A 25,085-nucleotide genomic window follows, 5' to 3' on the forward strand; every position below is an offset into this window, starting at 1 on the left:
CCAACCGCTTTTAGATGGCATATGAAAGGACATCATGTCGCAGACAAGTGGGCTTCATGACGGGATCAGCGGTGATCGTGCTGGCCTCATCGCCAGCAAGCTCGCTCCGACAGTGGATCTGCGGTGTTCACAAAGGGGGTGTACACCCCAAAAACCTGTGGGAGCGAACTTGCTCGCGATAGGGCCGGTCGCTGCCGCACAAAATCTCAGTCGAACATGAAGAGCGCATCATTGCTGAACTGCGCCTCAAACCGATTGGCCGGCATCGGTCGTCCGAACAGATACCCCTGAACCTCATCGCACCCATGCTCACGCAGGAATTCGAGTTGCTCATGGGTTTCCACGCCTTCGGCGATCACCGCCAGGTTCAGGCTGTGGGCCATGGCGATGATCGCTCGGGCAATCTGTGCATCCTGTTCGCCCGACGGCAGCCCATCGACGAAGGTGCGGTCGATTTTCAGCACATCGATCGGGAATTGCTTGAGGTAGTTGAGCGATGAATAACCGGTGCCGAAGTCGTCGACCGCGATGCTCAGGCCGAGGTTCTTCAACCCGGCGAGTATCTGCATCGCTTCGCTGACTTCGCGCATCAGGATACTTTCGGTCAGTTCCAGCTCCAGGCACGCTGGCGGCAGGCCGGTTTCCCTGAGAATGGTGGCGATCCGCGTGCCCAACTGGCCGTCGGAGAACTGCCGCGCCGAGATGTTCACCGACACCTTCGGCACACGGACCTTGGTCTGGTGCCAGGTCTTGAGCTGACGGCAGGCTTCGGCGATCACCCAGTCGCCGACATCCACCACCAGACCGAGCTCTTCGAGCACCGGAATGAAATCCGCCGGCGGCACCAGGCCACGACGCGGATGACGCCAGCGCAGCAAGGCTTCGGCACCGGTCAGGCGTTTACCATCGCCGCTGAACTGCGGTTGGTAATACAGCACGAATTCGTTCTGTTCCAACGCGTGGCGCAAGTCGCTTTCCAGCTCCAAGCGTTCCAGGGCGCTGGCGTTCATGTCCGCCTGATAAAACTGGAAATTATTCTTGCCGCGTTCCTTGGCGTGGTACATCGCCGTGTCGGCGTTCTTCATCAGCTGACTGAGTTCGTTGCCGTCCTGCGGGCTCAGGGCGATGCCGATACTGGCCGTGACGAAGAACTCGCGCCCTTCGAGCACAAAGGGTTTCACCAGGCTGGCGAGAATCTGTTCTGCCACGTGGATCGCCCGGTTCAGCGCGACTTCACGGTTGACCTTCGGCTGCAGCAGCAAGGTGAATTCATCGCCGCCCATGCGTGCCACGGTGTCGTCATCGTCGACGCAGCCGAGCAGGCGCGTGGCCATTTCCTTGAGCATGCGGTCGCCGGCGGCGTGACCGAGGGAGTCGTTGATCGGTTTGAAACGGTCAAGGTCGAGGAACATCAGCACCACCCACGACTTCTGTCGTTCCGCCGATTGCAGCGCGGTGTGCAGGCGATCCTGGAACAGCGTGCGGTTGGGCAGGTGGGTCAGGGCGTCGTAGTAGGCGAGGCGGTGAATCCGCTGCTCACTGGCCTTGCGTTCGCTGATGTCGCTGAAGAAGCACACGTAACTGGCCAGGTCGCCTTCGTCATCGAGTACCGCCGTGATACCGACCCAGGCCGGATAGTGTTCGCCGCTACGGCGCTTGAGCCAGACTTCACCTTCCCACGTGCTGTTTTGATGAAGTTGCTTGAGCACATAGCGCAGATGCGCTTCCTGCTGCTCGTCGACGGTCAGGATGTTTGGCAACTGGTCGAGCACCTGTTCCACGGCGTAACCACTGACGCGACTGAACGCTTCGTTGGCCTGAACGATGTAACCGGCCGGGTCGGTGATCAGGATCGCCGAGGTCGAGTGCTCAAATACCGTGGCCGCCATGCGCAGGTCTTTCTCGGCCCGGCGCTGCTGGCTGATGTCGCGACCGACACCGAGCACGCCTTCGAAGGCACCGTGTTCGTCCCAGACCAGCACCAGCCGCAGCTCGATGGGAATCTTGCGACCGTCGGCCCGCAGGCAATCGAACAGGAACAGTTGGGTCTGCACCTGGCTGCGCAACAGCGCCAGTTGCTCGGGTTTATCCAGCGCTTTGCTGACCCGGTCCATCAGGGTGAAGATGCCGGTCAGTTGTTGCGGGTTGGCGACGATCGATTGCCAACCGTTCTGGAAGATCCAGTCTGAGTCATAACCCAGCACGGCTTGCACCGAGGGGCTGACGTAGTTGAGCGACAGCTTGCTGTCGGTGGAGAAAATCACGTCGCTGATGCTTTCGGCGAGCATCCGGTAACGCTGCTCGCTGTCGCGCAACGATTCGCTGGCTTCGATCTGGTCGGTGATGTCCTTGGCCACGCCAATGATGCGCGTGACTTGATTGTGCTTGTCCCGTGCCAGGGCCTGTTCACGAATCTCGAATCGCCGCCATTTGCCGTCGCGATGACGGAAGCGCAGCTGGCACTGCATCAATTGACTGTAACCCGCCTGGCGCTGGGTCTGGCGCGAACGGTGGTAGAAATCGGCGTCTTCGGGGTGCAGCAGGATTTCCCAGAAATACTCACCCATTTGATGCAGTTCGGTGCGGTCGTAACCCAGGGTCTGGCCCAGGTGGTGGTTACTGAAAATCATCCGCTGGCTGATCACATCCTGCACGTACAGGTGATCCGGCACGGTGCGCACCACATCGGACCAGAACCCTTCACGTTCCAGCAGCGACAGCTCGATCAGCTTGCGGCTGGTGATGTCGGTGATGCTCAGGATCACCGCTTTATAGTCGTCCTGATCGGCCGGCAGGCGCAGAACCAGCCACAAATGCTGATCACGCTCATTGGCGCCCTGCAATTTGATTTCCAGCTCCAGCTGGTTTTGCTGGTTGAGCACCGCTTCAAGCACTTGATTGCCGATGGCGGTGCCGTCCAGCGGATTGCCGTCGATCAGCAGGTTCCAGGCTTGATCGCAGGAATTGACGTTGAGCAGTTGCAGGGCAACCAGGTTGACCTCGGTGATGCGCAGCTCCTGCAGCAGTTGCCGTCGTTGTTCCGGATTATCAAGCCAGGCCTGCAATTGTTCGCTGCTGTTCAGCTGCGCCTTGTCGAAAACGTTCTTGAGCCCGGAAACATCGAGAACACAGAGGGCAACTCCCGTTCCTTCGAAAATGTCCTGATAACGTCGACGGCCTTCATGCACCTGGCGTTGACGCCGGCGCATGTTCAGCAACGCAATGAAGGGCAGTAACGAGAGCGCCAGGCCCAGCAGGCATTTGCCGATGAAGGCCGGCAGCAGGTCTTCGAGCACCCGCTGCCGATCGAACAACCCACGCAACTGCCAGTCGCTGCTGCTCAGGGGAACGGTCAGCACACTGCTGGCCAGTTCATCTGGCGTCAGCACGGTTGGCGTGCTTGACGGCAATGCATCATCGCGGCTGATGATCTGGCGATTGACGCGGTTCTCCACCAGCCACAGCGGGCGGATGCCGGCTTCGTTTTGTTTGGTCAGGGCCGAGAAAAAGGTCGGTGTCAGGCGTAAGGCCCAATAGCCTCGCGTGCTGCCGCTGGCCTGATGCAATAGTAGATGCACCATGGAGCCGTCATCGGCATTACTGAAATAGTGCGCCTGGGCGTGACTGCGCCGCACCAGTTCACTCAGGTAGTCGGCGTCCTGACTGTCAGTGGCACTGTCGCTGATAATCTTTCCGGAGGGACTGAGCAACGCCAGGCTGCGCAATTCGGGCAATGACTGCTGCAGCTTGCGCAGTAACGCCTGTTGTTCGTCGGCACTTTGCGGTTGCTCGACGATCGGTAGCAGGTTAAGGGCGATCTGGGCGTTGAGCGCCATGTTCAGGCTGATTTGCGCGGCCAGGTCGGCGGTGTAATCGATGGTGTATTGGCGCTGGTGTTTCTGGGTTTCGCGAAGTTGATCCAGCAACTGCCAGAACAGCAGCGCGAGCAGTAACAGGACGAGGGTGGCCAGTGCGCCTTTCAAGGTTCCGCGCAGGGGCGAGCCGGTCGCAGGACTGGGGGCGCTCACGGGAACTGGCGGGGTGGCATTAGGCAAACTGGAATCCTGCGGTTTGACTGGACTGGCGCGACGTGCACTATAAGCCTGACGCCCGAAGGGCGGCTAGCATGCCTTGAGTTGTGGCTAAGTGCCAGCCCCTGTCGGCTGGACTGCCTTCCGTCATTCAGGTAGCTTTGCCGGTTACGCGGGAGCGTTCCAGCTCCTAAACTCAGACTTTTTCAGCGCGCACGCATTGACCCCCATCAATCGAACGACGCGCACGGTCTGGCCGGGCTTCGCCTGCGCTGCAATCATTCATCTGTCACTGACCCAAGGTTCTCCATGGCTCAATACGTCTTCACCATGCATCGGCTGGGCAAAGTTGTTCCGCCGAAGCGGGAAATCCTGAAAAACATTTCTCTGTCGTTCTTCCCCGGCGCCAAGATCGGCGTACTCGGCCTCAACGGTTCGGGTAAGTCCACGCTGCTGAAAATCATGGCCGGCGTCGACACCGAGTTCGAGGGCGAAGCCCGTCCGATGCCGGAGCTGAACATCGGCTACCTGCCACAGGAACCGATCCTGGACCCGACCAAGACCGTGCGTGAAGTGGTCGAGGAAGCGGTCAGCGTGATCAAGAACGCCCAGGCGCGCCTGGACGAGGTCTACGCGGCTTACGCTGAAGAAGATGCCGTCTTCGACAAACTGGCGGCAGAACAGGCCAAGCTCGAAGCTATCCTGCAAGCCAGCGACGGTCACAACCTGGATCGCCAACTGGAAGTCGCCGCCGATGCGCTGCGCCTGCCGGCGTGGGATGCCAAGGTCGAATTCCTGTCCGGTGGTGAAAAGCGTCGTGTGGCCCTGTGCCGCCTGCTGCTGTCCGCCCCCGACATGCTGCTGCTCGACGAACCGACCAACCACCTGGACGCCGATTCCGTCGCCTGGCTGGAGCACTTCCTGCACGACTTCCCGGGCACCGTGGTAGCGATCACGCACGACCGTTACTTCCTGGACAACGTTGCCGGCTGGATTCTGGAACTCGACCGCGGCGCCGGTATTCCGTACGAGGGCAACTATTCGGGTTGGCTCGAAGCCAAGTCCGATCGTCTGGCCGCTGAATCCAAGCAGCAATCGGCTCACGAAAAAGCCATGAAGGAAGAACTGGAGTGGGTGCGCAAAGGCGCCAAGGCCCGCCAGTCCAAATCCAAGGCTCGTCTGCAACGCTTCGAAGAAATGCAATCGCAGGAATTCCAGAAGCGCAGCGAAACCAACGAGATCTACATCCCGGCCGGTCCGCGCCTGGGCGACAAGGTCATCGAGTTCAAGAACGTCTCCAAGGGTTACGGCGATCGCGTGTTGATCGACAACCTGTCGTTCTCCATGCCTAAAGGCGCCATCGTGGGCGTGATCGGCGGTAACGGTGCCGGTAAATCGACCCTGTTCCGCATGCTGATGGGCAAGGAACAACCGGATTCGGGCAGCATCGAAGTCGGCGAAACCGTGCAACTGGCGTGTGTCGATCAGAGCCGAGAAGACCTGGACGGCAGCAAGACCGTGTTCCAGCAGATCTCCGACGGTTCGGACCAGATCCGCATCGGCAACTACGAGATCCCGTCGCGTACCTACGTCGGTCGCTTCAACTTCAAGGGCGGCGATCAGCAGAAGTTCGTCAAGGACCTGTCCGGTGGTGAGCGTGGTCGCTTGCACCTGGCCCTGACCCTGAAAGAGGGCGGCAACGTCCTGCTGCTCGACGAACCGTCCAACGACCTCGACGTTGAAACCCTGCGTTCCCTGGAAGAAGCCCTGCTGGACTTCCCGGGCGCCGCCATTGTGATCTCTCACGATCGGTGGTTCCTTGACCGCGTCGCGACCCACATCCTGGCGTACGAAGACGATTCGCAAGCGGTGTTCTTCGAAGGTAACTACACCGAATACGAAGCCGACCGCCGCAAGCGTCTCGGCGAAGCGGCTACCCAGCCGCATCGTGTACGGCACAAGAAACTGGCCTGATATCGGGTCGGTTGCATAAAAAACGGAGCCTCCGGGGCTCCGTTTTTTTATGGGCGTTCAGATAGACCCAGTCGCGAAGGCGGCCTGATGGTCACTCAATATCTATGCTCAACACCTCAATCACCAAATCCCCCACCGGCCGTTTCCAAACCACCTCATCCCCCACCCGCGCGCCCAACAACGCCCGCCCCAACGGCGAGCCCCAATTGATTAATCCGCTGGCGGCATCCGCCTGATCCTCACCCACCAACTGCACACGTTGTTCGCTGCCCTGTTCATCGGCAAAGGTCACCCAGGCGCCAATCTGTACCTTGTCGGTCGAGGAAGCCGGCACGACCAGTTGAGCGCTTTGCAGTCGCTGGTTGAAATACCGCCAGTCACGCTCAAGGTCGGCCTGGCGCTGTTTGTCGGCCAGTTCACCTTTCGCGCTCTGTTCATTGATCAGGTTTTGCACCTCGGCGACTTTCGCCTGCAACTGCGCAAGTCCTGTGGGTGTGACGTAATTGGGTTGTGTGCTGACCTGCCGTTCGACCGGCTGATCGGCTTGCTCGGCGGCGTTATCTTCGTTGACGAATGCCCGGCTCATGGTCTTCTCCCGTTATAGGGTTTGGGCCATGGTTGCAGGCCTTTAGTTTCGGCGGATGTCTGTAAGCGACTCATGGCGAGTGATAGGCACGTGCAGCGTCCTGGTCTTTCTGTTGCTGCCAGGCTTTGTCCCGGTCGTCCCAATGGTGGCTGCGATAGTCATCGCGGTTCTGGTTCTCGAGCATGGCCTGACACTGACGAAAGCCATCGCTCCAGCCTTCGGCGTACTGCTTGTCCTTGAGATAACGCGGGACGTTTTTGCGAAATTCGCCACTGATCGCCCCGGCGGCTTGCCGTCCACTGCTGCAACCGTCATCGAAGCCGTCGGCGAAAGCCGGTGGATAACCTTTGGAGATCAACTCTTCGTGGGTTGTCTGGCAACCTGCGATCAACATCAACACACCTATGACTGCAACGCAGCGCCACATCTCAAACTCCCGGGCCGTGCAACGGCTATAAGGGAAGTCTAGAAGTGGATTCGTGAGGCGTGTGTGAAAGGCCTGTGATGAATCTGTCGGATAACGCCAATCCCCGTGTAGGAGTGAGCCTGCTCGCGATAGCGGTGTGACAGTCGACATCAATGCTGAATGACAGTCCGCTATCGCGAGCAGGCTCACGCCTACAGGGGGGCGGTGGATTTTAGTCAGTAGTGATACCACTTCACTTCAAGCATCACTTCGTTCTCGGGTGTGGCGAGGTGGCTGAAGTCGCGCTGGGCGCTCAGGCGCAGGCCGAGGTTGCGCGACAGTTCCCACTGCTGATTCAGGCTGATGTTGCGGCGCACTTCGCCATTGGTGAAGAAATCGCCCTTGGTCTCCAGACTGAAGTTGCCCAGTGGGTTTTTCCACAGTACGCCAGTGTTGAAGCCCGCCGCGGGGGCGATGAATTCGGCGAAGTCATTGTTGTGTTCGATGCGCACCGTGCCCAGTGCAAAACCGAGCATGTCCTCGCCCAATTGCCAGGTACCGCCGCCACCGCCATTGACGTGGCTGACCAGGGTTTCGTCGTCATGCTTGCCCGGCACCCGCTCCAGGCCGCCCGTTACCTGCCACGACAGCGGCTGCAGCAGCTCGTTGCGCGGGGTCAGGGAGCGAATTGTCGCCAGATCCAGCTGCTGAAACTGCCAGTGATTGCCTTCGTACTGGCGCAGTTTCATTTGCAGGATTTCAATCTGGGCGCCGAGCGGGAAGCTCTCGGCGTTGTCGTTGAGATCGTGATAGGCCATGCGCAAGCCGTATTCGCCAAACGCCTTGTCACCGCGGGTGCCGATGCCGGCCTGCCAGGTGCGCGATTCATGGCCATCCTCGGGCAGGCCGGGTTGTGGGATATCCAGTTCCGGCGCCGGGTTCTGGTTGATCGCCCGCAGCAGTTCGAAACTGCGCTGAGCCCGCGCCGGGTCGCGCTCCTGACCATTGGCGCGGTAGCGTTCAAGACGATAGGCCGCATCGATGATCAGCGCCTGGCGAGCCTTGGGTTGCGCCTTGAACGCGGGCGCCTGCAACTGTTTCTGATCGGCGCTGACTTTGAGCACCCATTGCTGTTCTTCAGGGTTCAGCGGTTCGGCACGACTTAACAACTCACGTTCGCGGGACGGGCGGTATTGAATGGATTCCACCAGACCGGCCTCTTTCACGGCTTTGACGGTGTCGGTCGGAATCGCAGTCAGCGGGAATTGCTCGGTCAGGCGCAGGCTCGGCCGTGCCACTTGCAGCAATTCCAGCAGGCGGTAGGAGCAGTTTTCGTCGAAGAAAAAATAGTCGAACTTGATCTGTTTCAGCTCCCAGACATGCTCGACCATGCGTGCGGTTTCTTCCTGGGTCAGGTTCAGCCGGTATTCCCACAAGTCACGGTTCTCGAGGCTGCGGTATTCCGAGAGTTTTTCCTGATAGGGCACCAGCGCGAACAGCCCCGGATAACCGCCCATCAAGCCTTTCCAGGCATAGAGGATGCTGTTGTCCGAACCTTCGATGTAGGCGCCGAAGTTGATCGCATAACTGAGCAGGGCCGTGTGGTCGCTCTGTACATCAGCCTGGTCGATGCGCAGCAACGTGTGGCCAAACATTGATGACGGACTGTTCAAATACGCTGCCGGGAAAATCATCACCGCACTGTGGGGCGAGACGTCCTTGAACCATTGCTTGAATTCGCGGCAGTCCAGTGTCGGCAGATCGGTCAGGTTGAGCTGTGCTTTCAGCCAGCGGGTACGGGCCGGATAGACGCATTGGGCGTGGTGTTCGCCGGCGCTGGCCGGGGCGTACAACGCTTGCACGGTGGCGGCCAGTTCATGGTCGGGGTGTTCGTTGCCGTCGGGCGCAAGGAAGAATTTCTTGTCGCTGACATAGCTGCGCCAGCCGCCGAGCTTGGCGGTTTCATAGTGGCCCAGGGAAATCCAGAAGGGGTCATTGGCCAGTTGCTGCAAACGTTGAGGTTCGATGTGCGGCGCGGCGGCCAGCGGGGCGCAGACACAGAGCGCCAGCCAGGCAAGGCGTTTGAGCATAGTGGGCAACTTAAGTCGAAAAAAACAAAGACCCAAGGAGGGGCGGGTCAAAAAAATAAATCCGCTCCCCGAAAGGAGCGGGCGGTTCGAGCTTAAGCTTGAGTGGCGTACTTGGCCAGACGCGGATCGCTCTTCAGAACGGCCAGGGTGTTGGTATGCACGTCTTCAGCGGTCACGTCAGCCTTGCTGAAGATTTGCTGGAAGTGCTCGTGAGTCACGGCGGCGAAATGCGCACGGTCTTCCGGCGCCACGCCCAGGACCACGGCGTAAGTGGTCAGCGCTTCGCCCTGACCTTTGGCCATGTCTTCGGACAGCTCGTTCATCATGCCATTCATGGCAAACCAGGATTTGCCGCCGTAGGTCAGCGACGCATTCGTTGCGCAGCCGTTGGTGCCGGAGGTCATACCGAAGGTTGCGTTGCCGGAGGTGCCGTTGGTGGTGGAGGCCAGGAAGTGAGCCGGGGTGCCACGCTGACCTTCGAACAGCATGTTGCCCCAACCGCAATCCGGCCCGCCTGGGGCTTGCGCCATGGCGTTGAGGGATACAACGGTGAAGAGAGTACCGAGAAGAATCCGTTTCATAGCTATGTTCTCTTAGTGTGCATACCAATGGACAAGGGGTTCTGGCCCGTGTCGGCGCCAGTTGGGCCGGTTATTAGTCCAGCCGCGCAGTTTGGAGTTTAGGCACGATCACGGGGTTCCGTGATTTTTTGCAAAACATTCGCCGAAATCAGTGATTTAGCCCCGGCCTGCCTGAGGATGGCAGTTTGTCTATGCTTTGGCTGGAGGCGCGCCTTGCAAGTGGGGTATGGGCAGCGCCAGAATGCCGCTATCTGCCCCGCCTGATGTAAGGAAGCCCGATGCCTGATCCTGTTGCTGCCAGCTTGCGTCTAGCGCCTGAAGCGCTGACCCGTCCGTTTTCCGCTGAACAGTTCAGCTTCTCTACCACCAATGATCTGGAGCCCTTCCGCGGTGTGCTTGGCCAGGAACGTGCGGTCGAAGCCTTGCAGTTCGGTGTGGCCATGCCACGCCCCGGTTACAACGTGTTCGTCATGGGGGAACCCGGCACCGGCCGGTTTTCGTTCGTCAAACGCTACCTGAAGGCCGAAGCCAAACGCCAGCAGGCCCCGGCGGACTGGGTCTACGTCAACAATTTCGATGAGCCGCGCGAGCCCCGCGCCCTGGAATTGCCGTCGGGCACCGCCGGTGCCTTCATCGGCGACATCAACGGCTTGATCGATAACCTGCTGGCGACCTTTCCTGCGGTGTTTGAACACCCGTCCTACCAGCAAAAGAAAAGCGCCATCGACCGCGCCTTCAACCAGCGTTACGACAAGGCGCTGGACGTCATCGAGCGCCTGGCCCTGGAGAAAGAAGTCGCGCTGTATCGCGACGCCAGCAACATCGCGTTTACCCCGATGAGTGAAGGCAAGGCGCTGGACGAAGCGGAGTTCGCCCAATTGCCGGAAGCTGATCGCGAGCGTTTTCACGATGATATTTCCGGCCTGGAAGAGCGTCTGAATGAGGAGCTCGCCAGCCTGCCGCAATGGAAGCGTGAGTCGAGCAATCAACTGCGCCACCTCAACGAAGAGACCATTACCCTGGCCTTGCAGCCGCTGTTGTCGCCGTTGTCGGAGAAGTACGCCGAGAACGCGGCTGTATGCGGTTACCTGCAAGCGATGCAGGTTTACCTGCTGAAGACGGTGGTCGAGCAACTGGTGGACGACAGCAAGACCGACGCCATTGCCCGCAAGCTGCTGGAAGAGCAATACGCGCCGAGCCTGGTGGTCGGGCATTCGGCCAGCGGCGGTGCGCCGGTGGTGTTCGAGCCGCACCCGACTTACGAAAACCTGTTCGGCCGGATTGAATACAGCACCGATCAGGGTGCGCTGTACACGACCTACCGACAACTGCGACCGGGTGCCTTGCACCGGGCGAACGGCGGCTTCCTGATTCTTGAAGCGGAAAAAATGCTCAGCGAGCCGTTCGTCTGGGATGCGCTCAAGCGCGCCCTGCAATCGCGCAAGCTGAAAATGGAATCGCCGTTGGGTGAACTGGGGCGACTGGCCACTGTCACCCTGACGCCGCAACACATTCCGCTGGCGGTCAAAGTCATCATCATCGGTGCCCGTCAGCTGTATTACACGCTGCAAGACCTTGATCCGGACTTCCAGGAGATGTTCCGCGTCCTGGTGGACTTCGATGAAGACATCCCGATGGTCGACGAGAGCCTGGAGCAGTTCGCCCAGTTGCTCAAAACCCGCACCTCCGAAGAAGGCATGGCGCCGCTGACGGCGGATGCCGTCGCACGTCTGGCGACTTACAGCGCGCGTCTGGCTGAACACCAGGGGCGTTTGTCGGCGCGCATCGGCGATCTGTTCCAACTGGTCAGCGAGGCGGATTTCATTCGCCACCTGGCGGGCGATGAAATGACCGACGCCGGGCACATCGAGCGTGCGCTCAAGGCCAAGGCCACCCGTACCGGGCGCGTCTCGGCGCGGATTCTTGATGACATGCTGGCCGGGATCATCCTGATCGACACCGATGGCGCCGCCGTCGGCAAGTGCAACGGCCTGACAGTGCTGGAAGTCGGCGACTCGGCCTTCGGTGTACCAGCGCGGATTTCCGCCACGGTGTATCCGGGCGGCAGCGGCATTGTCGACATCGAGCGTGAGGTCAACCTCGGGCAGCCGATTCACTCCAAAGGCGTGATGATCCTCACCGGGTATCTGGGCAGTCGTTACGCCCAGGAATTCCCGCTGGCGATTTCCGCGAGCATCGCCCTGGAGCAATCCTACGGTTATGTCGATGGCGACAGTGCGTCGCTGGGCGAAGCCTGTACGCTGATTTCGGCCTTGTCGAAAACACCGCTCAAGCAATGCTTTGCGATCACCGGTTCGATCAACCAGTTCGGTGAAGTGCAGGCCGTGGGCGGGGTCAACGAGAAGATCGAAGGCTTCTTCCGCCTCTGCGAAGCGCGCGGACTGACCGGCAAACAAGGTGCGATCATTCCGCAGGCGAACGTTGCTACCTTGATGCTCGACGAGAAGGTGCTGGCTGCCGTGCGTGCGGGGCAGTTCCATGTTTACGCGGTGCGTCAGGCGGACGAAGCGTTGAGCCTGTTGGTCGGCGAGCCGGCGGGGGCGCCGAATGAAAATGGCGAATTCCCTGAAGGCAGCGTCAATGCGCGGGTGGTGGAGCGCCTGCGGGTGATCGCGGAAATGATCAGCGAGGAAGACCTCAAGGAAGCCGAGAAAGAAGCGGCGCAGGAAGCGTTGGTCGAGGCCAAGCCGGCCTGAGACAAACGAATCTGAGGCTCATCCCGATCCACTGTGGGAGCGAGCTTGCTCGCGATTGCGGACTTTCAGACAACAGAGATGTTGAATGTTAGTGCCTCATCGCGAGCAAGCTCGCTCCCACATTTTTTTGCGCGAATCCAAGTAAAAGTGCCATCAGTCTGGCGTCAATATTCACACTATGACCATTCGGCGCCTTCTGGTCTCGCCTGACGTGCTGGCCAGACTTTTCTTCTATTCTCTGGTTCAAGGATATCGACAGCAATCACAGGATCGAAACAGCCTTCCCACGGGGGCTGAATACCGGATCTACCGAGGGTCGCCGCCATGTCGCGCAACCTCTGCCTTACCCGTCAATGCCTGGGCCTAGTGACCCGTATCGAGTGTGCCATCCGCCCTTTGGCGGGAGATACCGGCATGTGGACCTTGCTCTTCGCCGCCGGAATGGCTGGCGAGCAACCTTCAGCCATCAAGGCACAAGGCCCGTTTCATGGCCCTTTCGTGGCTGAATCCATCCTCGACACTATTGTGGAAAGCCTGACGCTGCACGGCTACGAACTGGCCGATGATCCCCAAATCTGGTGTTTGCACCTGCAAGCCCAGCTGCGGGAAATCAACGGCGGTCGTTGCCGCAATCTGGGTGGCTTCGAGCACTGATGGGTTATTGGTCGAGCTGGCTCAGATCAGCCTTGGCCAGTTTGACCTCGAAACCATATTGCACAGTGGTGAGGTCGGTTCGCTGATAAGTTTCCAGACGTGTGGGCTGGCCATAGAAGTAGTGCACGTCAAATAACGCCGGACCATCGGCGCCAGCGTCATGAGTGACCGCAAGAATCTCCTTCAGGTAGTTCCCGCTGTCGTCCCTGGCGAAAAATCGCCAGTCCTGCGCAGGAAACAGTTTCGCATCCACCACCAGCGCATTGCCTTTGAGCTCAAGCCCCTTGGGCAATTTCTGTGCGTCGAGCGATTGCTTGTCGACCGTGGCCAGGAACAAGGGCATGGAGCCCACGGCGAACGCCGGCGTTTGCGGAAACAGGTTCAGGTCGTAGGTGATCGTGCCGCGCAGAGGGTCGACCTGATAGGCCTCCGGTGGCAGTTCGATCGGCTCATCGCGTTTACCGCTGCTGTCCGCGGTAAAGAAACTGACCGGGCTATTGCCGGGGCTGAATGACGTGCCGAGCAACTCGTCGTTGAAACTTCTGGGGTGATCGAATTCGATGCGCGCGGCACTCGGGTCGTCCACCGACTGATTGACGTTGATGCTTTTTTTCAGCTGCTCCTCACTCAGTGTCGCGCCCTTGAGCCAGTTTGGCGCCTGATCGTCATACACCACCACCGGCAAGTTCAGCGGCTGCACGGTTTTTGCCGTGGTGTGTGGGTCGAAGCGGCGTACCGGCAAGTTCAAGTCCTTGCGTGTGACGGTGGCGGTCGAGAAATCCAACAGGCTGACTTCAAGGGTCTCGATCGGCCCGTTGAAGTACACCTTGGAATAATGCTGGCCTTGCTGCTGCTCGAACATACGCTGTTCGTCATTGAGCTGTTTTTCGAACGCCTCGCTCCAGGTTTTCTGTTGCTGCATTTTCGCCAGTTGTTTTTGGTAGAAGGCAATTTGCGTGGGGGTTTCGTTGATCGATCCGGAGCGCGAGAGAAATTGCCCGGTGCTGTCCCTGGCCTGGACGATCAGTGGGTTCAACGGTGTTTCACCGACTTCGGGGGCCACCGGTACGCTGTTGTTGTACTCGATTTCGGCGTAGTTCTTTCCGAGCTTCAACAGGGTGACGCTGAGGTTGTCGTTGGTGCGGGTCTGGCCGACGTCCTTTTTGCTCAGGACAACGCTGTAGAGCCGGCGGGGTGCGATCACTTCGACTTTGCCTTGCAGGCTCACCGGTTGCGGTTGGTTCTTCTTGTCGACATCCAGGCCGTCGATGAAAGGGTAGGTCACCGTCAGGTCGTCGGGGTTGGTCAGGTTGGAGCTCGACGGGCTGAGCTGGATGCCGGGATCGGTTTCCGACCATTCGGGTTGGAAGGGGATGACCCGTTTGTTGCTCAGCGTCACCGATTGCCATTCCAGGCCATGGGGGAACAGGAATGCCGCCGGAATATTGAAGTTGAACGGGAATACCGGTTGCAGGTCGGTCAGGTAATCGGAGCTGGAATCCTTGTGCAGCACGAACAGGCCATTGATGTAGGTGTCTACCAGGGCCTGTGGCGTTGGGTAGTGCTTGAGCACGGCGAGGGCATCTTCGCCGTATTCGGTTTCCACCGGTTTGCTGTCGAGCTTGAGTTGCGCACGTTCGAGCAGCAGCAGTGAGCCGCCGAGCTCGGACACGGCGTCCTTGAGTTTCGGGTCCTGGATCTGATCCAGCGATTGTTCGAACTGTGCGGTTTTTTCCTCGAGGCTGACCTGATGCTTGTCCTCGCCGGGCGAGCAGCCGCTCATCAGCAACGTCAGGCAAATGCCGACACTCGTTAAAGGCAATCGCACATCCATTCCCAGTCTTCCTGTCCGATGTCGCTGAGCGGTCAATAGTCTGGACACTAGCAGAAAAACTTTGTGACACACGGCGCAGGTGGCGGATTTCTCGATGGTTCCTGGCAGCTTCTGGATAGCGACGGGTGGCTGGTATACTCGCGGCCATTTTCAACCCCTGTGTGAGATTCAATGGAACGCTTTATCGAAAATGCAATGTACGCCTCCCGCTGGCTGCTGGCGCCGATCTACTTCGGGTTGTCGCTTGGGCTGCTGGCGCTGGCGCTGAAGTTCTTCCAGGAAGTTTTCCATGTTATCCCCAACGTGTTTTCGATGGCGGAATCGGACTTGATCCTGGTGCTGCTGTCGCTGATCGACATGGCGCTGGTGGGCGGTTTGCTGGTGATGGTGATGATTTCAGGTTATGAGAACTTCGTCTCTGAACTGGACATCGATGACCATAAGGAAAAGCTCAACTGGCTGGGCACCATGGATTCTTCTTCCCTGAAGATGAAAGTGGCCGCTTCCATCGTGGCGATTTCCTCTATCCACCTTCTGCGGATCTTCATGGACGCCAAGAACGTCGATCCCGAGCATTTGAAGTGGTACGTGATCATCCACATGACATTCGTCGTGTCGGCCTTCGCCATGGGTTATCTGGACAAGCTGACCAAGCACTGATTCGCCCAAAATCCCTGTGGGAGCGTGGCTTGCCCGCGATGGCATCATCTCGGTCTGGCGCTAAACCGCGCTGATGCCATCGCGGGCAAGCCACGCTCCCGCAAGGAGAGATGGTCGAACCGGACGGGCGGTGCCGTTGCTGGCTTGTACTTTGATGCGCCGGGGCCTATCCCTGTAAGTAGTCTTGGCTCGCCATTGTATGAGGTGCCTTCATGAACCTTGTTGAACTACGCGCATATGCCCTCGCAGGGAAAGTCGATGAGTTGAACCTGATCTCCATGGAAGGCGGGATCTATCTGCTGGAAGCGCGCATGCACGGTGCCGCGTATCCCTTGAGCGATGCCCACGACCATATGTTCCACCTGCGCTCGGTCGAGCATGCTCGTCAGGTGCTGCATAAATTCCCGACCTTACCCTTCAATCTGGTTCACGCCTCGGTTCATGATGAAATGTGCGGGCTGGGTGCCAGCGTGGGGGAAAGTCTGAAGGTGCCGATTGCCTTCCGCTCTTCCTGGCATCACTGACAGCCCTCATCAGGACGATGCCATCTGTGCTAGTCTGCTGGCCCTTTTGGTTCCGGGCGCTCCGGGACGCGCTGTGCACGCACGGCAAGTTCCCGGGCCGTCCGCACAGCGGAGCAGTGTCATGTCCGAAGTAAATCTGTCCACCGACGAAACCCGCGTCAGCTACGGTATTGGCCGTCAGCTGGGCGACCAACTGCGCGACAACCCGCCACCGGGCGTTAGCCTGGACGCGATCCTGGCGGGTCTGACCGATGCCTTCGCCGGTAAGGAAAGCCGTGTTGGCCAGGAAGAAATGTCCGCCAGCTTCAAGGTGATCCGTGAAATCATGCAAGCCGAAGCGGCTGCCAAGGCTGAAGCGGCTGCTGGCGAAGGCCTGGCTTTCCTGGCTGAAAACGCCAAGCGTGAAGGCATCACCACCCTGGCTTCCGGCCTGCAATTCGAAGTGCTGACTGCCGGTGAAGGCGCGAAGCCGACCCGTGAAGATCAAGTGCGTACCCACTACCACGGCACCCTGATCGACGGCACGGTGTTCGACAGCTCCTACGAGCGCGGCCAGCCTGCAGAATTCCCGGTTGGCGGCGTGATCGCTGGCTGGACCGAAGCCCTGCAACTGATGAATGCCGGCAGCAAATGGCGTCTGTACGTGCCGAGCGAACTGGCTTACGGCGCTCAAGGCGTTGGCAGCATTCCGCCGCACAGCGTACTGGTGTTCGACGTCGAACTGCTCGACGTTCTGTAAGACCTCTGTGGGAGCGAGCTTGCTCGCGATAGCGGCGTAACAGTCGACAGAGATGTTGGATGTTAGTCAGTCATCGCGAGCAAGCTCGCTCCCACATTTTTTTGCGGTGATTTTCATATTTCGATCTTGTGGTGCAGTTCATTCGATGGGCGCAACGCCCGGGCATAACAGAACAGAAACAGATTACGCACCAGTTCCTTCAGCACCACTGGCTCGCTGGAGCTTAGTCCGTTGACGTCCAGATCCCCCTGATCCTGCAACTCGCTCAAGGCTTCTTCTTCAAGCACGGCACAGACTTCCCCGGTTTCCCGATGCAGGATCCTGAGGTAAGGGTGTGGTCGATCCAGCCAGGCATCGATCAAATAAGTCATGTCTCATCTCCATTGATTTGGGTTTCAATGAGAATAATTCTTATTCATCAAATAGCAAGGGCCTATTGGCAGTTTGTGCTTCTTTCCGGGTAAAGGTTGCGTAAGGTCAAATCGGCTGGCGTTTAGCTATTGCGCGGGCAGGCGGGTTGAAGCGGGGGAGGGCGAAGCACCATCCCACGCATGGCGCGGGATGGAATACAGCGGATTCAGACTTTTCTGACGAACTCGGATTTGAGCTTCATCGGGCCGATGCCGTCGATCTTGCAGTCGATGTCGTGGTCGCCATCGCACAGGCGGATGTTCTTGACCTTGGTGCCGACCTTGACCACCAGCGACGTGCCCTTGACCTTGAGGTCCTTGATCACGGTGATGGTATCGCCGTCCTGCAGGACATTGCCGACCGAATCCTTTTTCACGGCGTCATCGGACGCCACATCGGCTTCGCCGCTGGCGGACCATTCGTGCGCGCACTCGGGGCAGATCAGCTGTGCGCCGTCTTCATAGGTGTATTCGGAATTGCATTTTGGGCAGGGTGGCAACGTGCTCACTAAAGCTCCTTGGATTCAGGATCGCTAAAAAGCGCACATTATATAGGGTTTTAGCTGGGAGGGGGCGACGCCGAAAACTGTGGGAGCGAGCAGGCTCACTCCCACAGGGTATTACGGTGCAGTTAGTGCGTGCGGGCTACCGCAAACTCACTCAACTCAACCAATGCGTCGCGATATTCACTGGCAGGCAGTGCGTCGAGGCATTTGATCGCACGGGCCACGTAATCACGGGCCAGTTTCGCGGTGTATTCCAGCGAGCCGGAGGCTTCTACCGCTTCGCGAATGCTTTCCAGATCCTCGATGCCGCCTTTCTGGATCGCCTTGCGCACCAGGGCTGCCTGTTCCGGCGTGCCTTCGCGCATGGTGTAGATCAACGGCAGGGTCGGCTTGCCTTCGGCCAGGTCGTCGCCGACGTTCTTGCCCAGGGTTTCCGCGTCGCCTTTGTAATCCAGGAGGTCGTCGACCAGTTGGAAGGCCACGCCCAGGTGGTCGCCAAAGGTGCGCAGGGCTTCGGCCTGCTCAGCTGTGGCTTCGCAGAGTGCGGCAGCACTGTGGGTCGACGCCTCGAAGAGCATCGCGGTCTTGCCGCGGATGACTTCCATGTAGGTTTCTTCGGTGGTGCTGGCGTCACGGACCTTCGACAGCTGCAACACTTCGCCTTCGGCAATGATGCGGGTCGCTTGCGAAAGGATCTTCATCACCGGCATGGAGCCCAGCTCGACCATCATTTCGAAGGAGCGCGAATACAGAAAGTCGCCGACCAGTACGCTGGGTGCGTTGCCCCACATGGCGTTGGCGGTCGAGCGGCCACGGCGCATGCCGGACATGTCGACCACGTCGTCGTGCAGCAGGGTGGCGGTGTGCAGGAACTCGATGGTCGCGGCCAGCAGACGCAGGTCGTCGCCTTCGCGGCCCAGCGCCTTGCCACACAGCAACACTAATAAAGGACGCAGGCGTTTGCCGCCAGCCGAGGTAATGTAATCGCCGATTTTCGATACCAGCGGCACTCGGGAAGTCAGCTGCTTCTTGATGATGCCGTCGACGGCGCTAAAATCGTCCGCCACCGCGCGGTAGAAAGCTTGGGGTTGCATCAGCGACAGTTGCTCCAGAAGGGTTGCGCGGCATGCTAGGACCCACGTCGGCGAGTGTCAAGGCGCGATGGACGGCCTCTTGCATCACTCCGGCAGCTTGCGTACAATCGCGCACCCTGAACTTCCTGGGCAGCACCTGCCTTACGCAATTGCAAACCGGCCTTCCAGCCCTATGCAGCCATGCCAGCCAATACCTCTTCTTATAAAGAGCTGGGTGAGCAGGATTATCGGAGAAATACCATGTCGTACGCAGTAATTGTTACTGGTGGCAAGCAATACAAGGTCGCCCCAGGTGAATACCTGAAGATCGAAAAACTGGAAATCGCTACCGGCGAATCCGTTACTTTTGATCGCGTTCTGTTGGTCGCCAATGGCGATGACGTGAACATCGGCGCTCCAGTTGTTGCTGGCGCTACCGTTGTGGCTGAAGTGATCTCCCAAGGTCGTCACGATAAAGTCCGCATCATCAAGTTCCGTCGTCGTAAGCACCACATGAAGCGTATGGGCCACCGCCAGTGGTACACCGAGATCAAAATCACCGGTATTCAGGCTTAATTTCAGCCTAATTCCTCACTAGGAGAATTGACTCATGGCACACAAAAAAGCTGGTGGTAGTACCCGTAACGGTCGCGACTCAGAAGCCAAACGCCTTGGCGTGAAGATGTATGGCGGCCAGGTTATCATTCCGGGCAACATCATCGTGCGTCAGCGCGGCACCCAATTCCACGCCGGTTACGGTGTTGGCATGGGTAAAGATCACACTCTGTTCGCTAAAATCGACGGCGTGATCAAGTTTGAAGTAAAAGGCGCTTTCAATCGCCGTTACGTAAGCATTGTTCCGAAGACTGACGTCGTCGCGGCATAATTACGTGGTTGCTGGAAAAGCCCTGTCTTGCGACGGGGCTTTTTCGTTTGTGGGGTGAGTCTCTTGCAAAGCTGTTTGTGATGGGCTCCAGCGCAGGTTTTTGCGGTCGTTGATTGAGGTCGCTGCGCTCATTTTTGCAAGAGTCTTATGTCTAGATTTTTTCGGCTCGTCCGTATGGCGAGAGGCGTTTTGTTATGAAGTTTGTTGATGAAGTATCGATTCGAGTAAAGGCCGGCGACGGCGGCAACGGTTGCATGAGCTTCCGTCGCGAGAAATTCATTGAAAACGGCGGCCCGAACGGCGGTGACGGTGGTGATGGCGGCTCGGTCTACATGATCGCCGACGAAAACCTCAACACACTGGTCGACTACCGTTACACCCGTCACTTCGACGCTGAGCGCGGTTCCAACGGCGGCAGCACCGACTGCACCGGCAAGAAAGGTGAAGAGCTGGTACTGCGCGTGCCGGTGGGCACCACCGTCATCGATGCGGCCACTCAAGAGGTGATCGGCGACCTGACCAAGGCCGGCCAGAAGTTGCTGGTGGCTCACGGCGGCTGGCACGGTCTGGGTAATACCCGTTTCAAATCCAGTACCAACCGTGCTCCGCGTCAGACCACTCCGGGTAAGCCGGGTGAGGCGCGTGACCTCAAGCTGGAAATGAAAGTGCTGGCGGACGTCGGTCTGCTGGGCTTGCCGAACGCCGGCAAAAGTACCTTCATTCGCTCGGTATCGGCCGCCAAGCCGAAAGTCGCCGACTACCCGTTCACCACCTTGGTGCCGAACCTGGGTGTGGTCAGCGTCGATCGCTGGAAGAGCTTCGTGGTCGCGGACATTCCGGGTCTGATCGAAGGCGCTTCCGATGGCGCTGGCCTGGGGATTCGCTTCCTCAAGCACTTGTCGCGTACCCGTTTGCTGCTGCACCTCGTGGACATGGCGCCACTGGATGACACCAGCGCACCGGATGCGGCTGAGGTGATCGTCAGCGAGCTGACCAAGTTCAGCCCGTCCCTGGCTGAACGTGATCGTTGGTTGGTGCTGAACAAGTGCGACCAGATCCTTGAAGAAGAGCACGATGCTCGCGTCAAGGAGATCGTTGATCGTCTGGAATGGACTGGTCCGGTCTACGTGATCTCGGCCATCTCCAAGCTTGGCACTGAGCGTCTGTGCCACGACATCATGCGTTACATGGAAGATCGTGCTGATCGTCTGGCTGCGGACCCTGCCTACAAGGAAGAGCTGGCAGAGCTCGATCAGCGCATCGAAGACGAAGCTCGTGCTCAGCTGCAGGCCCTGGATGACCAGCGTGCCCTGCGCCGTAGTGGCGTGAAGTCGGTCCATGACATCGGCGACGATGATTGGGACGAAGAAGATGTGGATGACGAAGACGGTCCGGAAATCATTTACGTGCGTGACTGATTCGTTGCAGTAAACTTAAGCGCCGCTCAATCGAGCGGCGTTTTAGTATCTGGAAATCGATCGTTGGTCAGTAATAGCCACGATTAACGTCACGGGCAGTGCCAGGTCGCGCTGTCCTCAAGCTAAGGTTGAAGATGATGCGGAGCAAGGTGACAGGTGCGCAGCGTTGGGTCGTGAAGATCGGCAGCGCTTTGCTGACAGCGGACGGCAAGGGCCTGGATCGCGCGGCAATGGGTGTCTGGGTCGAGCAGATGGTGGCTTTGCATGAAGCTGGCGTCGAGCTGGTGTTGGTGTCTTCCGGGGCTGTGGCCGCGGGCATGAGCCGCTTGGGCTGGACCGTACGACCCAGCGCGATGCACGAGTTGCAGGCCGCCGCCGCCATCGGTCAGATGGGGTTGGTGCAGGCCTGGGAGTCGAGCTTTGCCGAGCATGGCCGGCACACCGCGCAGATTCTCCTGACGCACGATGACTTGTCCGATCGCAAGCGCTACCTGAACGCCCGCAGCACCTTGCGCGCCCTGGTTGAGCTGAAAGTGATCCCGGTGATCAACGAAAACGACACCGTGGTGACCGATGAAATCCGATTTGGCGACAACGACACGCTGGCGGCGCTGGTGGCTAACCTGGTTGAAGCTGATTTGCTGGTGATCCTCACGGATCGCGATGGCATGTTCGACGCCGATCCGCGCAACAACCCTGACGCCAGCCTGATTTACGAGGCGCGCGCTGATGATCCGGCGCTGGATGCGGTGGCGGGCGGTACTGGCGGTGCGCTGGGGCGTGGCGGTATGCAGACCAAATTGCGTGCGGCGCGTCTGGCAGCTCGTTCCGGGGCGCACACCATCATCGTTGGTGGGCGCATTGAGCGCGTGCTGGATCGCCTGAAGGCGGGTGAGCGCATCGGCACCTTGCTCTCGCCTGAGCGTGGCATGCTGGCGGCGCGCAAGCAATGGCTGGCCGGGCACCTGCAAACCCGTGGCACGCTGGTGCTGGACGGTGGTGCGGTGAAAGCGCTGGCCCAGGACCATAAAAGTTTGCTGCCGGTGGGGGTCAAGCTGGTACAGGGCAGCTTCCGTCGCGGCGAAATGGTGGTGTGCGTGGCGCCGGATGGTCGCGAGATCGCCCGTGGCCTGGCCAACTACAGTGCGCTGGAAGCACAAAAAATCATCGGTCAGTCGTCTGAGGCGATTGTCGGTCTGTTGGGTTACATGGCTGAGCCGGAACTGGTTCACCGCGATAACCTGATTCTGGTCTGAAGGAATATTTGAATGCGTGTGGCAAAAGGATTATTGGGTCTGCTGCTGGCGATGCCGCTACTGGCTTCGGCTGAGGAAATTGGCCAGGTGTCGACGGTGTTCAAATTCGTCGGGCCGAACGACCGGATTGTCGTCGAGGCGTTTGATGATCCTAAGGTCGACGGCGTGACGTGCTACCTGTCGCGCGCCAAGACTGGAGGCGTGAAGGGTGGTTTGGGCCTGGCGGAAGATCGCGCCGAGGCCTCCATTGCTTGCCGCCAGGTCGGTCCCATCAGTTTCAAGGGTGAGCTGAAGGATGGTGATGAGGTGTTCAAGGAGCGCACGTCGCTGGTGTTCAAGACCATGCAGGTGGTGCGCTTCCTCGACAAGAAGCGCAATACGCTGGTGTATCTGGTCTACAGCGATCGCTTGATCGAGGGTAGTCCGCAGAATGCGGTGACGGCGATCCCGATCCTGCCGTGGGCGCACGCTCAATAATCTGACGCAAAACCAAATGTGGGAGTGAGCCTGCTCGCGATAGCGGTGCAACAGTCGACATCAGTGTTGAATGTTGCACCGCTATCGCGAGCAGGCTCGCTCCTGCATTTTTTTGTATGGTGTCTGTTAAATCGCAGGCAATAAAAAACCGACCCTGAGGTCGGTTTTTCAACAAGCTTATCGCTTATGCGGCAACAGCAAGGTTCAGAGCCTTGACGTGACCGTTCAGGCGGCTCTTATGACGAGCAGCCTTGTTCTTGTGGATGATGCCTTTATCGGCCATACGGTCGATAACTGGCACGGCCAGAACGTAAGCAGCTTGAGCTTTAGCAGCGTCTTTTGCGTCGATGGCTTTAACTACATTCTTGATGTAGGTACGAACCATGGAACGCAGGCTGGCGTTGTGGCTGCGACGCTTCTCAGCCTGTTTTGCACGTTTTTTGGCGGAAGGTGTGTTGGCCACCGTCGAGCTCCTCGAAAGACTTTTTAGGAAATAGCAAACAAAATAGGCCGCGAATCATGCCGATGAGTTGATGTCTTGTCAAGGGCGGTTGAGACGTTCCGCTAAGTGGTAGGTATAAAGAGGCGGGATATTTATTTCCGGCGCTTGACCTGTAAACTCGCGAGCTTTGGCTCTGTGCTGCTGCGGCGCGGAGTATCGCATAAGTAGGCGCTTTGTTCGCCTGCTGTTTATCGACAGGCACAAACTCTTTCAATGAATCTGCTCAAATCGTTGGCCGCCGTCAGCTCTATCACGATGATTTCCCGGGTTTTGGGGTTTGTTCGTGACACGCTGATCGCACGTACATTTGGTGCCGGGATGGCGACGGACGCCTTCTTTATCGCCTTCAAATTGCCCAATCTGTTGCGGCGAATCTTCGCCGAGGGGGCGTTTTCCCAAGCCTTCGTGCCGATTCTGGCCGAATACAAAAGCCAGAAGGGCGAGGAGGCGACGCGAACATTCATTGCCTACGTCTCGGGCCTGCTGACACTCGTGCTGGCGCTGGTCACGGCACTGGGGATGATTGCAGCGCCCTGGGTTATCTGGGCAACGGCGCCGGGTTTTACCGATACACCGGAAAAATTTGAGCTGACCTCCAGCCTGTTACGGGTGACCTTTCCCTACATATTGCTGATTTCCCTGTCGTCCCTGGCCGGTGCGATCCTCAATACCTACAACCGTTTTTCGGTGCCGGCCTTTGTGCCGACCTTGCTCAACGTCAGCATGATCGTCTTTTCGGTGTTCCTGACGCCGTACTTCGATCCGCCGGTCATGGCACTCGGATGGGCGGTTCTGGTGGGTGGCCTGGCGCAATTGCTTTACCAGCTGCCGCACCTGAAAAAGATCGGCATGCTGGTGTTGCCGCGTCTGAACCTGCGCGACAGCGGCGTGTGGCGGGTCATGAAGCAGATGCTGCCGGCGATTCTCGGCGTATCGGTCAGCCAGATTTCCCTGATCATCAACACCATTTTCGCGTCCTTCCTGGTGGCCGGTTCCGTGTCCTGGATGTATTACGCCGACCGCCTGATGGAGTTGCCGTCCGGCGTATTGGGTGTGGCGCTGGGCACGATTCTGTTGCCGACGCTGGCCAAAACCTACGCCAGCAAGGACCGTCACGAATATTCGCGGATCCTCGACTGGGGCCTGCGCCTGTGCTTCGTCCTGGTGTTGCCGTGTTCGCTGGCGCTCGGGATCCTGGCTGAGCCGCTGACCGTTTCGCTGTTCCAGTACGGCCAGTTCAGTGCCTTTGATGCGTCGATGACCCAGCGTGCACTGATCGCTTATTCCGTCGGTTTGCTCGGGATTATCGTGATCAAAGTGCTGGCACCGGGCTTTTATGCGCAACAAAACATCCGCACGCCGGTAAAAATCGCCATTTTCACCCTGGTGGTTACGCAGTTGTTCAACCTGATGCTGATCGGTCCGCTGGCCCACGCCGGCCTGGCCCTGGCCATCAGTGCCGGTGCCTGCATCAACGCCGGGCTGTTGTTCTATCAACTGCGCAAGCAGCAGATGTACCAACCGCAGCCGGGCTGGGCGAAGTTCGGCGCCAAGCTCGTTATCGCCGTGTTGGTGATGTCCGCCGTATTGCTGGTCGGGATGCACTTTATGCCGGCATGGGATCAAGGGCATATGCTTGAAAGATTCCTGCGTCTGGGCGCCTTGATCGCCGCCGGCATCGTCGCTTACTTCGGAATGTTGCTGCTGATGGGCTTCCGTTTGCGCGACTTCAATCGCAAGGCATTGAGCTGAGGTTGCAGT

The 25,085-nt window shown here is 58.8% G+C and carries 22 protein-coding genes; 12 read left to right on the forward strand and 10 right to left on the reverse strand.

What is annotated here, in order from left to right; all coding sequences use genetic code 11:
• Positions 1 to 206 precede the first annotated feature (206 nt).
• On the reverse strand, positions 207 to 4,055 hold the full coding sequence (locus AB4N43_RS21045) for a sensor domain-containing protein (RefSeq protein WP_059182129.1): 3,849 nt from the start codon (positions 4,053 to 4,055) through the stop codon (positions 207 to 209).
• A gap of 285 nt (positions 4,056 to 4,340) precedes the next feature.
• Between AB4N43_RS21045 and ettA the strand changes: the two genes are divergently transcribed.
• Complete coding sequence (gene ettA / locus AB4N43_RS21050) at positions 4,341 to 6,005, forward strand: energy-dependent translational throttle protein EttA (protein ID WP_460151912.1); 1,665 nt, start codon at positions 4,341 to 4,343, stop codon at positions 6,003 to 6,005.
• Positions 6,006 to 6,096: 91 nt separating this feature from the next.
• On the opposite strand, the gene AB4N43_RS21055 is transcribed toward ettA, so the two are convergent.
• The 4 genes from AB4N43_RS21055 to AB4N43_RS21070 form a co-directional block, all read right to left on the reverse strand.
• On the reverse strand, positions 6,097 to 6,591 hold the full coding sequence (locus AB4N43_RS21055) for a GreA/GreB family elongation factor (RefSeq protein WP_460151913.1): 495 nt from the start codon (positions 6,589 to 6,591) through the stop codon (positions 6,097 to 6,099).
• A 70-nt stretch (positions 6,592 to 6,661) separates the two neighbouring features.
• Positions 6,662 to 7,018, reverse strand: coding sequence for a hypothetical protein (locus AB4N43_RS21060; protein ID WP_059182130.1), 357 nt, complete (start codon positions 7,016 to 7,018; stop codon positions 6,662 to 6,664).
• A 215-nt stretch (positions 7,019 to 7,233) separates the two neighbouring features.
• Positions 7,234 to 9,087: an Lnb N-terminal periplasmic domain-containing protein gene (locus AB4N43_RS21065; protein WP_194940753.1), complete on the reverse strand. Its 1,854-nt coding sequence runs from the start codon at positions 9,085 to 9,087 to the stop codon at positions 7,234 to 7,236.
• 92 nt (positions 9,088 to 9,179) lie between these two features.
• Positions 9,180 to 9,668 carry a DUF3015 domain-containing protein gene (locus AB4N43_RS21070; protein WP_027924210.1) on the reverse strand — a complete coding sequence of 163 codons (489 nt, stop codon included), beginning with the start codon at positions 9,666 to 9,668 and terminating at the stop codon, positions 9,180 to 9,182.
• Positions 9,669 to 9,946: 278 nt separating this feature from the next.
• On the opposite strand from AB4N43_RS21070, the gene AB4N43_RS21075 reads away from it, so the two are divergent.
• On the forward strand, positions 9,947 to 12,385 hold the full coding sequence (locus AB4N43_RS21075) for a Lon protease family protein (protein WP_027924209.1): 2,439 nt from the start codon (positions 9,947 to 9,949) through the stop codon (positions 12,383 to 12,385).
• A gap of 324 nt (positions 12,386 to 12,709) precedes the next feature.
• Entirely contained in the window at positions 12,710 to 13,039 is a 330-nt protein-coding gene (locus AB4N43_RS21080; RefSeq protein ID WP_027924208.1) for a PA4575 family protein, read from the forward strand.
• A gap of 4 nt (positions 13,040 to 13,043) precedes the next feature.
• Here the strand turns inward: AB4N43_RS21080 and AB4N43_RS21085 are convergent, their stop codons facing one another.
• Positions 13,044 to 14,873: a hypothetical protein gene (locus tag AB4N43_RS21085; RefSeq protein WP_460151914.1), complete on the reverse strand. Its 1,830-nt coding sequence runs from the start codon at positions 14,871 to 14,873 to the stop codon at positions 13,044 to 13,046.
• A 171-nt stretch (positions 14,874 to 15,044) separates the two neighbouring features.
• Here AB4N43_RS21085 and AB4N43_RS21090 point away from each other — a divergent pair, with 171 nt between their 5' ends.
• The 3 genes from AB4N43_RS21090 to AB4N43_RS21100 all read left to right on the forward strand — a co-directional run bounded on the left by AB4N43_RS21090 (position 15,045) and on the right by AB4N43_RS21100 (position 16,796).
• Positions 15,045 to 15,533, forward strand: coding sequence for a TIGR00645 family protein (locus AB4N43_RS21090; RefSeq protein ID WP_027924206.1), 489 nt, complete (start codon positions 15,045 to 15,047; stop codon positions 15,531 to 15,533).
• 212 nt (positions 15,534 to 15,745) lie between these two features.
• Entirely contained in the window at positions 15,746 to 16,057 is a 312-nt protein-coding gene (locus tag AB4N43_RS21095) for a DUF6482 family protein (RefSeq protein WP_027924205.1), read from the forward strand.
• Between the two features lie 121 nt (positions 16,058 to 16,178).
• On the forward strand, positions 16,179 to 16,796 hold the full coding sequence (locus AB4N43_RS21100; protein WP_027924204.1) for an FKBP-type peptidyl-prolyl cis-trans isomerase: 618 nt from the start codon (positions 16,179 to 16,181) through the stop codon (positions 16,794 to 16,796).
• Positions 16,797 to 16,909: 113 nt separating this feature from the next.
• Here AB4N43_RS21100 and AB4N43_RS21105 read toward each other — a convergent pair whose 3' ends face one another.
• The 3 genes from AB4N43_RS21105 to AB4N43_RS21115 form a co-directional block, all read right to left on the reverse strand.
• Positions 16,910 to 17,167, reverse strand: a complete 258-nt coding sequence (locus AB4N43_RS21105; protein WP_027924203.1) for a PA4570 family protein — start codon at positions 17,165 to 17,167, stop codon at positions 16,910 to 16,912.
• 206 nt (positions 17,168 to 17,373) lie between these two features.
• Positions 17,374 to 17,715: a zinc ribbon domain-containing protein YjdM gene (locus tag AB4N43_RS21110; protein WP_027924202.1), complete on the reverse strand. Its 342-nt coding sequence runs from the start codon at positions 17,713 to 17,715 to the stop codon at positions 17,374 to 17,376.
• Positions 17,716 to 17,837: 122 nt separating this feature from the next.
• Entirely contained in the window at positions 17,838 to 18,806 is a 969-nt protein-coding gene (locus AB4N43_RS21115; RefSeq protein WP_027924201.1) for a polyprenyl synthetase family protein, read from the reverse strand.
• 240 nt (positions 18,807 to 19,046) lie between these two features.
• Between AB4N43_RS21115 and rplU the strand changes: the two genes are divergently transcribed.
• The 5 genes from rplU to AB4N43_RS21140 all read left to right on the forward strand — a co-directional run bounded on the left by rplU (position 19,047) and on the right by AB4N43_RS21140 (position 22,822).
• Positions 19,047 to 19,361 (forward strand): 50S ribosomal protein L21, encoded by a 315-nt coding sequence (gene rplU / locus AB4N43_RS21120; RefSeq protein WP_003176051.1) that lies wholly within the window; start codon positions 19,047 to 19,049, stop codon positions 19,359 to 19,361.
• 34 nt (positions 19,362 to 19,395) lie between these two features.
• Positions 19,396 to 19,671: a 50S ribosomal protein L27 gene (rpmA, locus tag AB4N43_RS21125; RefSeq protein WP_007943982.1), complete on the forward strand. Its 276-nt coding sequence runs from the start codon at positions 19,396 to 19,398 to the stop codon at positions 19,669 to 19,671.
• 194 nt (positions 19,672 to 19,865) lie between these two features.
• Positions 19,866 to 21,089 (forward strand): Obg family GTPase CgtA, encoded by a 1,224-nt coding sequence (cgtA, locus tag AB4N43_RS21130; protein WP_027924200.1) that lies wholly within the window; start codon positions 19,866 to 19,868, stop codon positions 21,087 to 21,089.
• 137 nt (positions 21,090 to 21,226) lie between these two features.
• A complete protein-coding gene (proB, locus tag AB4N43_RS21135) occupies positions 21,227 to 22,345 on the forward strand; it encodes a glutamate 5-kinase (protein WP_123433510.1) in 1,119 nt (372 codons plus the stop codon).
• Between the two features lie 12 nt (positions 22,346 to 22,357).
• On the forward strand, positions 22,358 to 22,822 hold the full coding sequence (locus AB4N43_RS21140; protein ID WP_008022496.1) for a CreA family protein: 465 nt from the start codon (positions 22,358 to 22,360) through the stop codon (positions 22,820 to 22,822).
• 184 nt (positions 22,823 to 23,006) lie between these two features.
• Here AB4N43_RS21140 and rpsT read toward each other — a convergent pair whose 3' ends face one another.
• Entirely contained in the window at positions 23,007 to 23,285 is a 279-nt protein-coding gene (rpsT, locus tag AB4N43_RS21145) for a 30S ribosomal protein S20 (protein ID WP_007942340.1), read from the reverse strand.
• 252 nt (positions 23,286 to 23,537) lie between these two features.
• On the opposite strand from rpsT, the gene murJ reads away from it, so the two are divergent.
• Entirely contained in the window at positions 23,538 to 25,076 is a 1,539-nt protein-coding gene (gene murJ, locus AB4N43_RS21150; protein WP_027924198.1) for a murein biosynthesis integral membrane protein MurJ, read from the forward strand.
• The last annotated feature ends 9 nt before the right edge of the window (positions 25,077 to 25,085 follow it).

Source organism: Pseudomonas sp. S2_B07 (assembly GCF_054668435.1).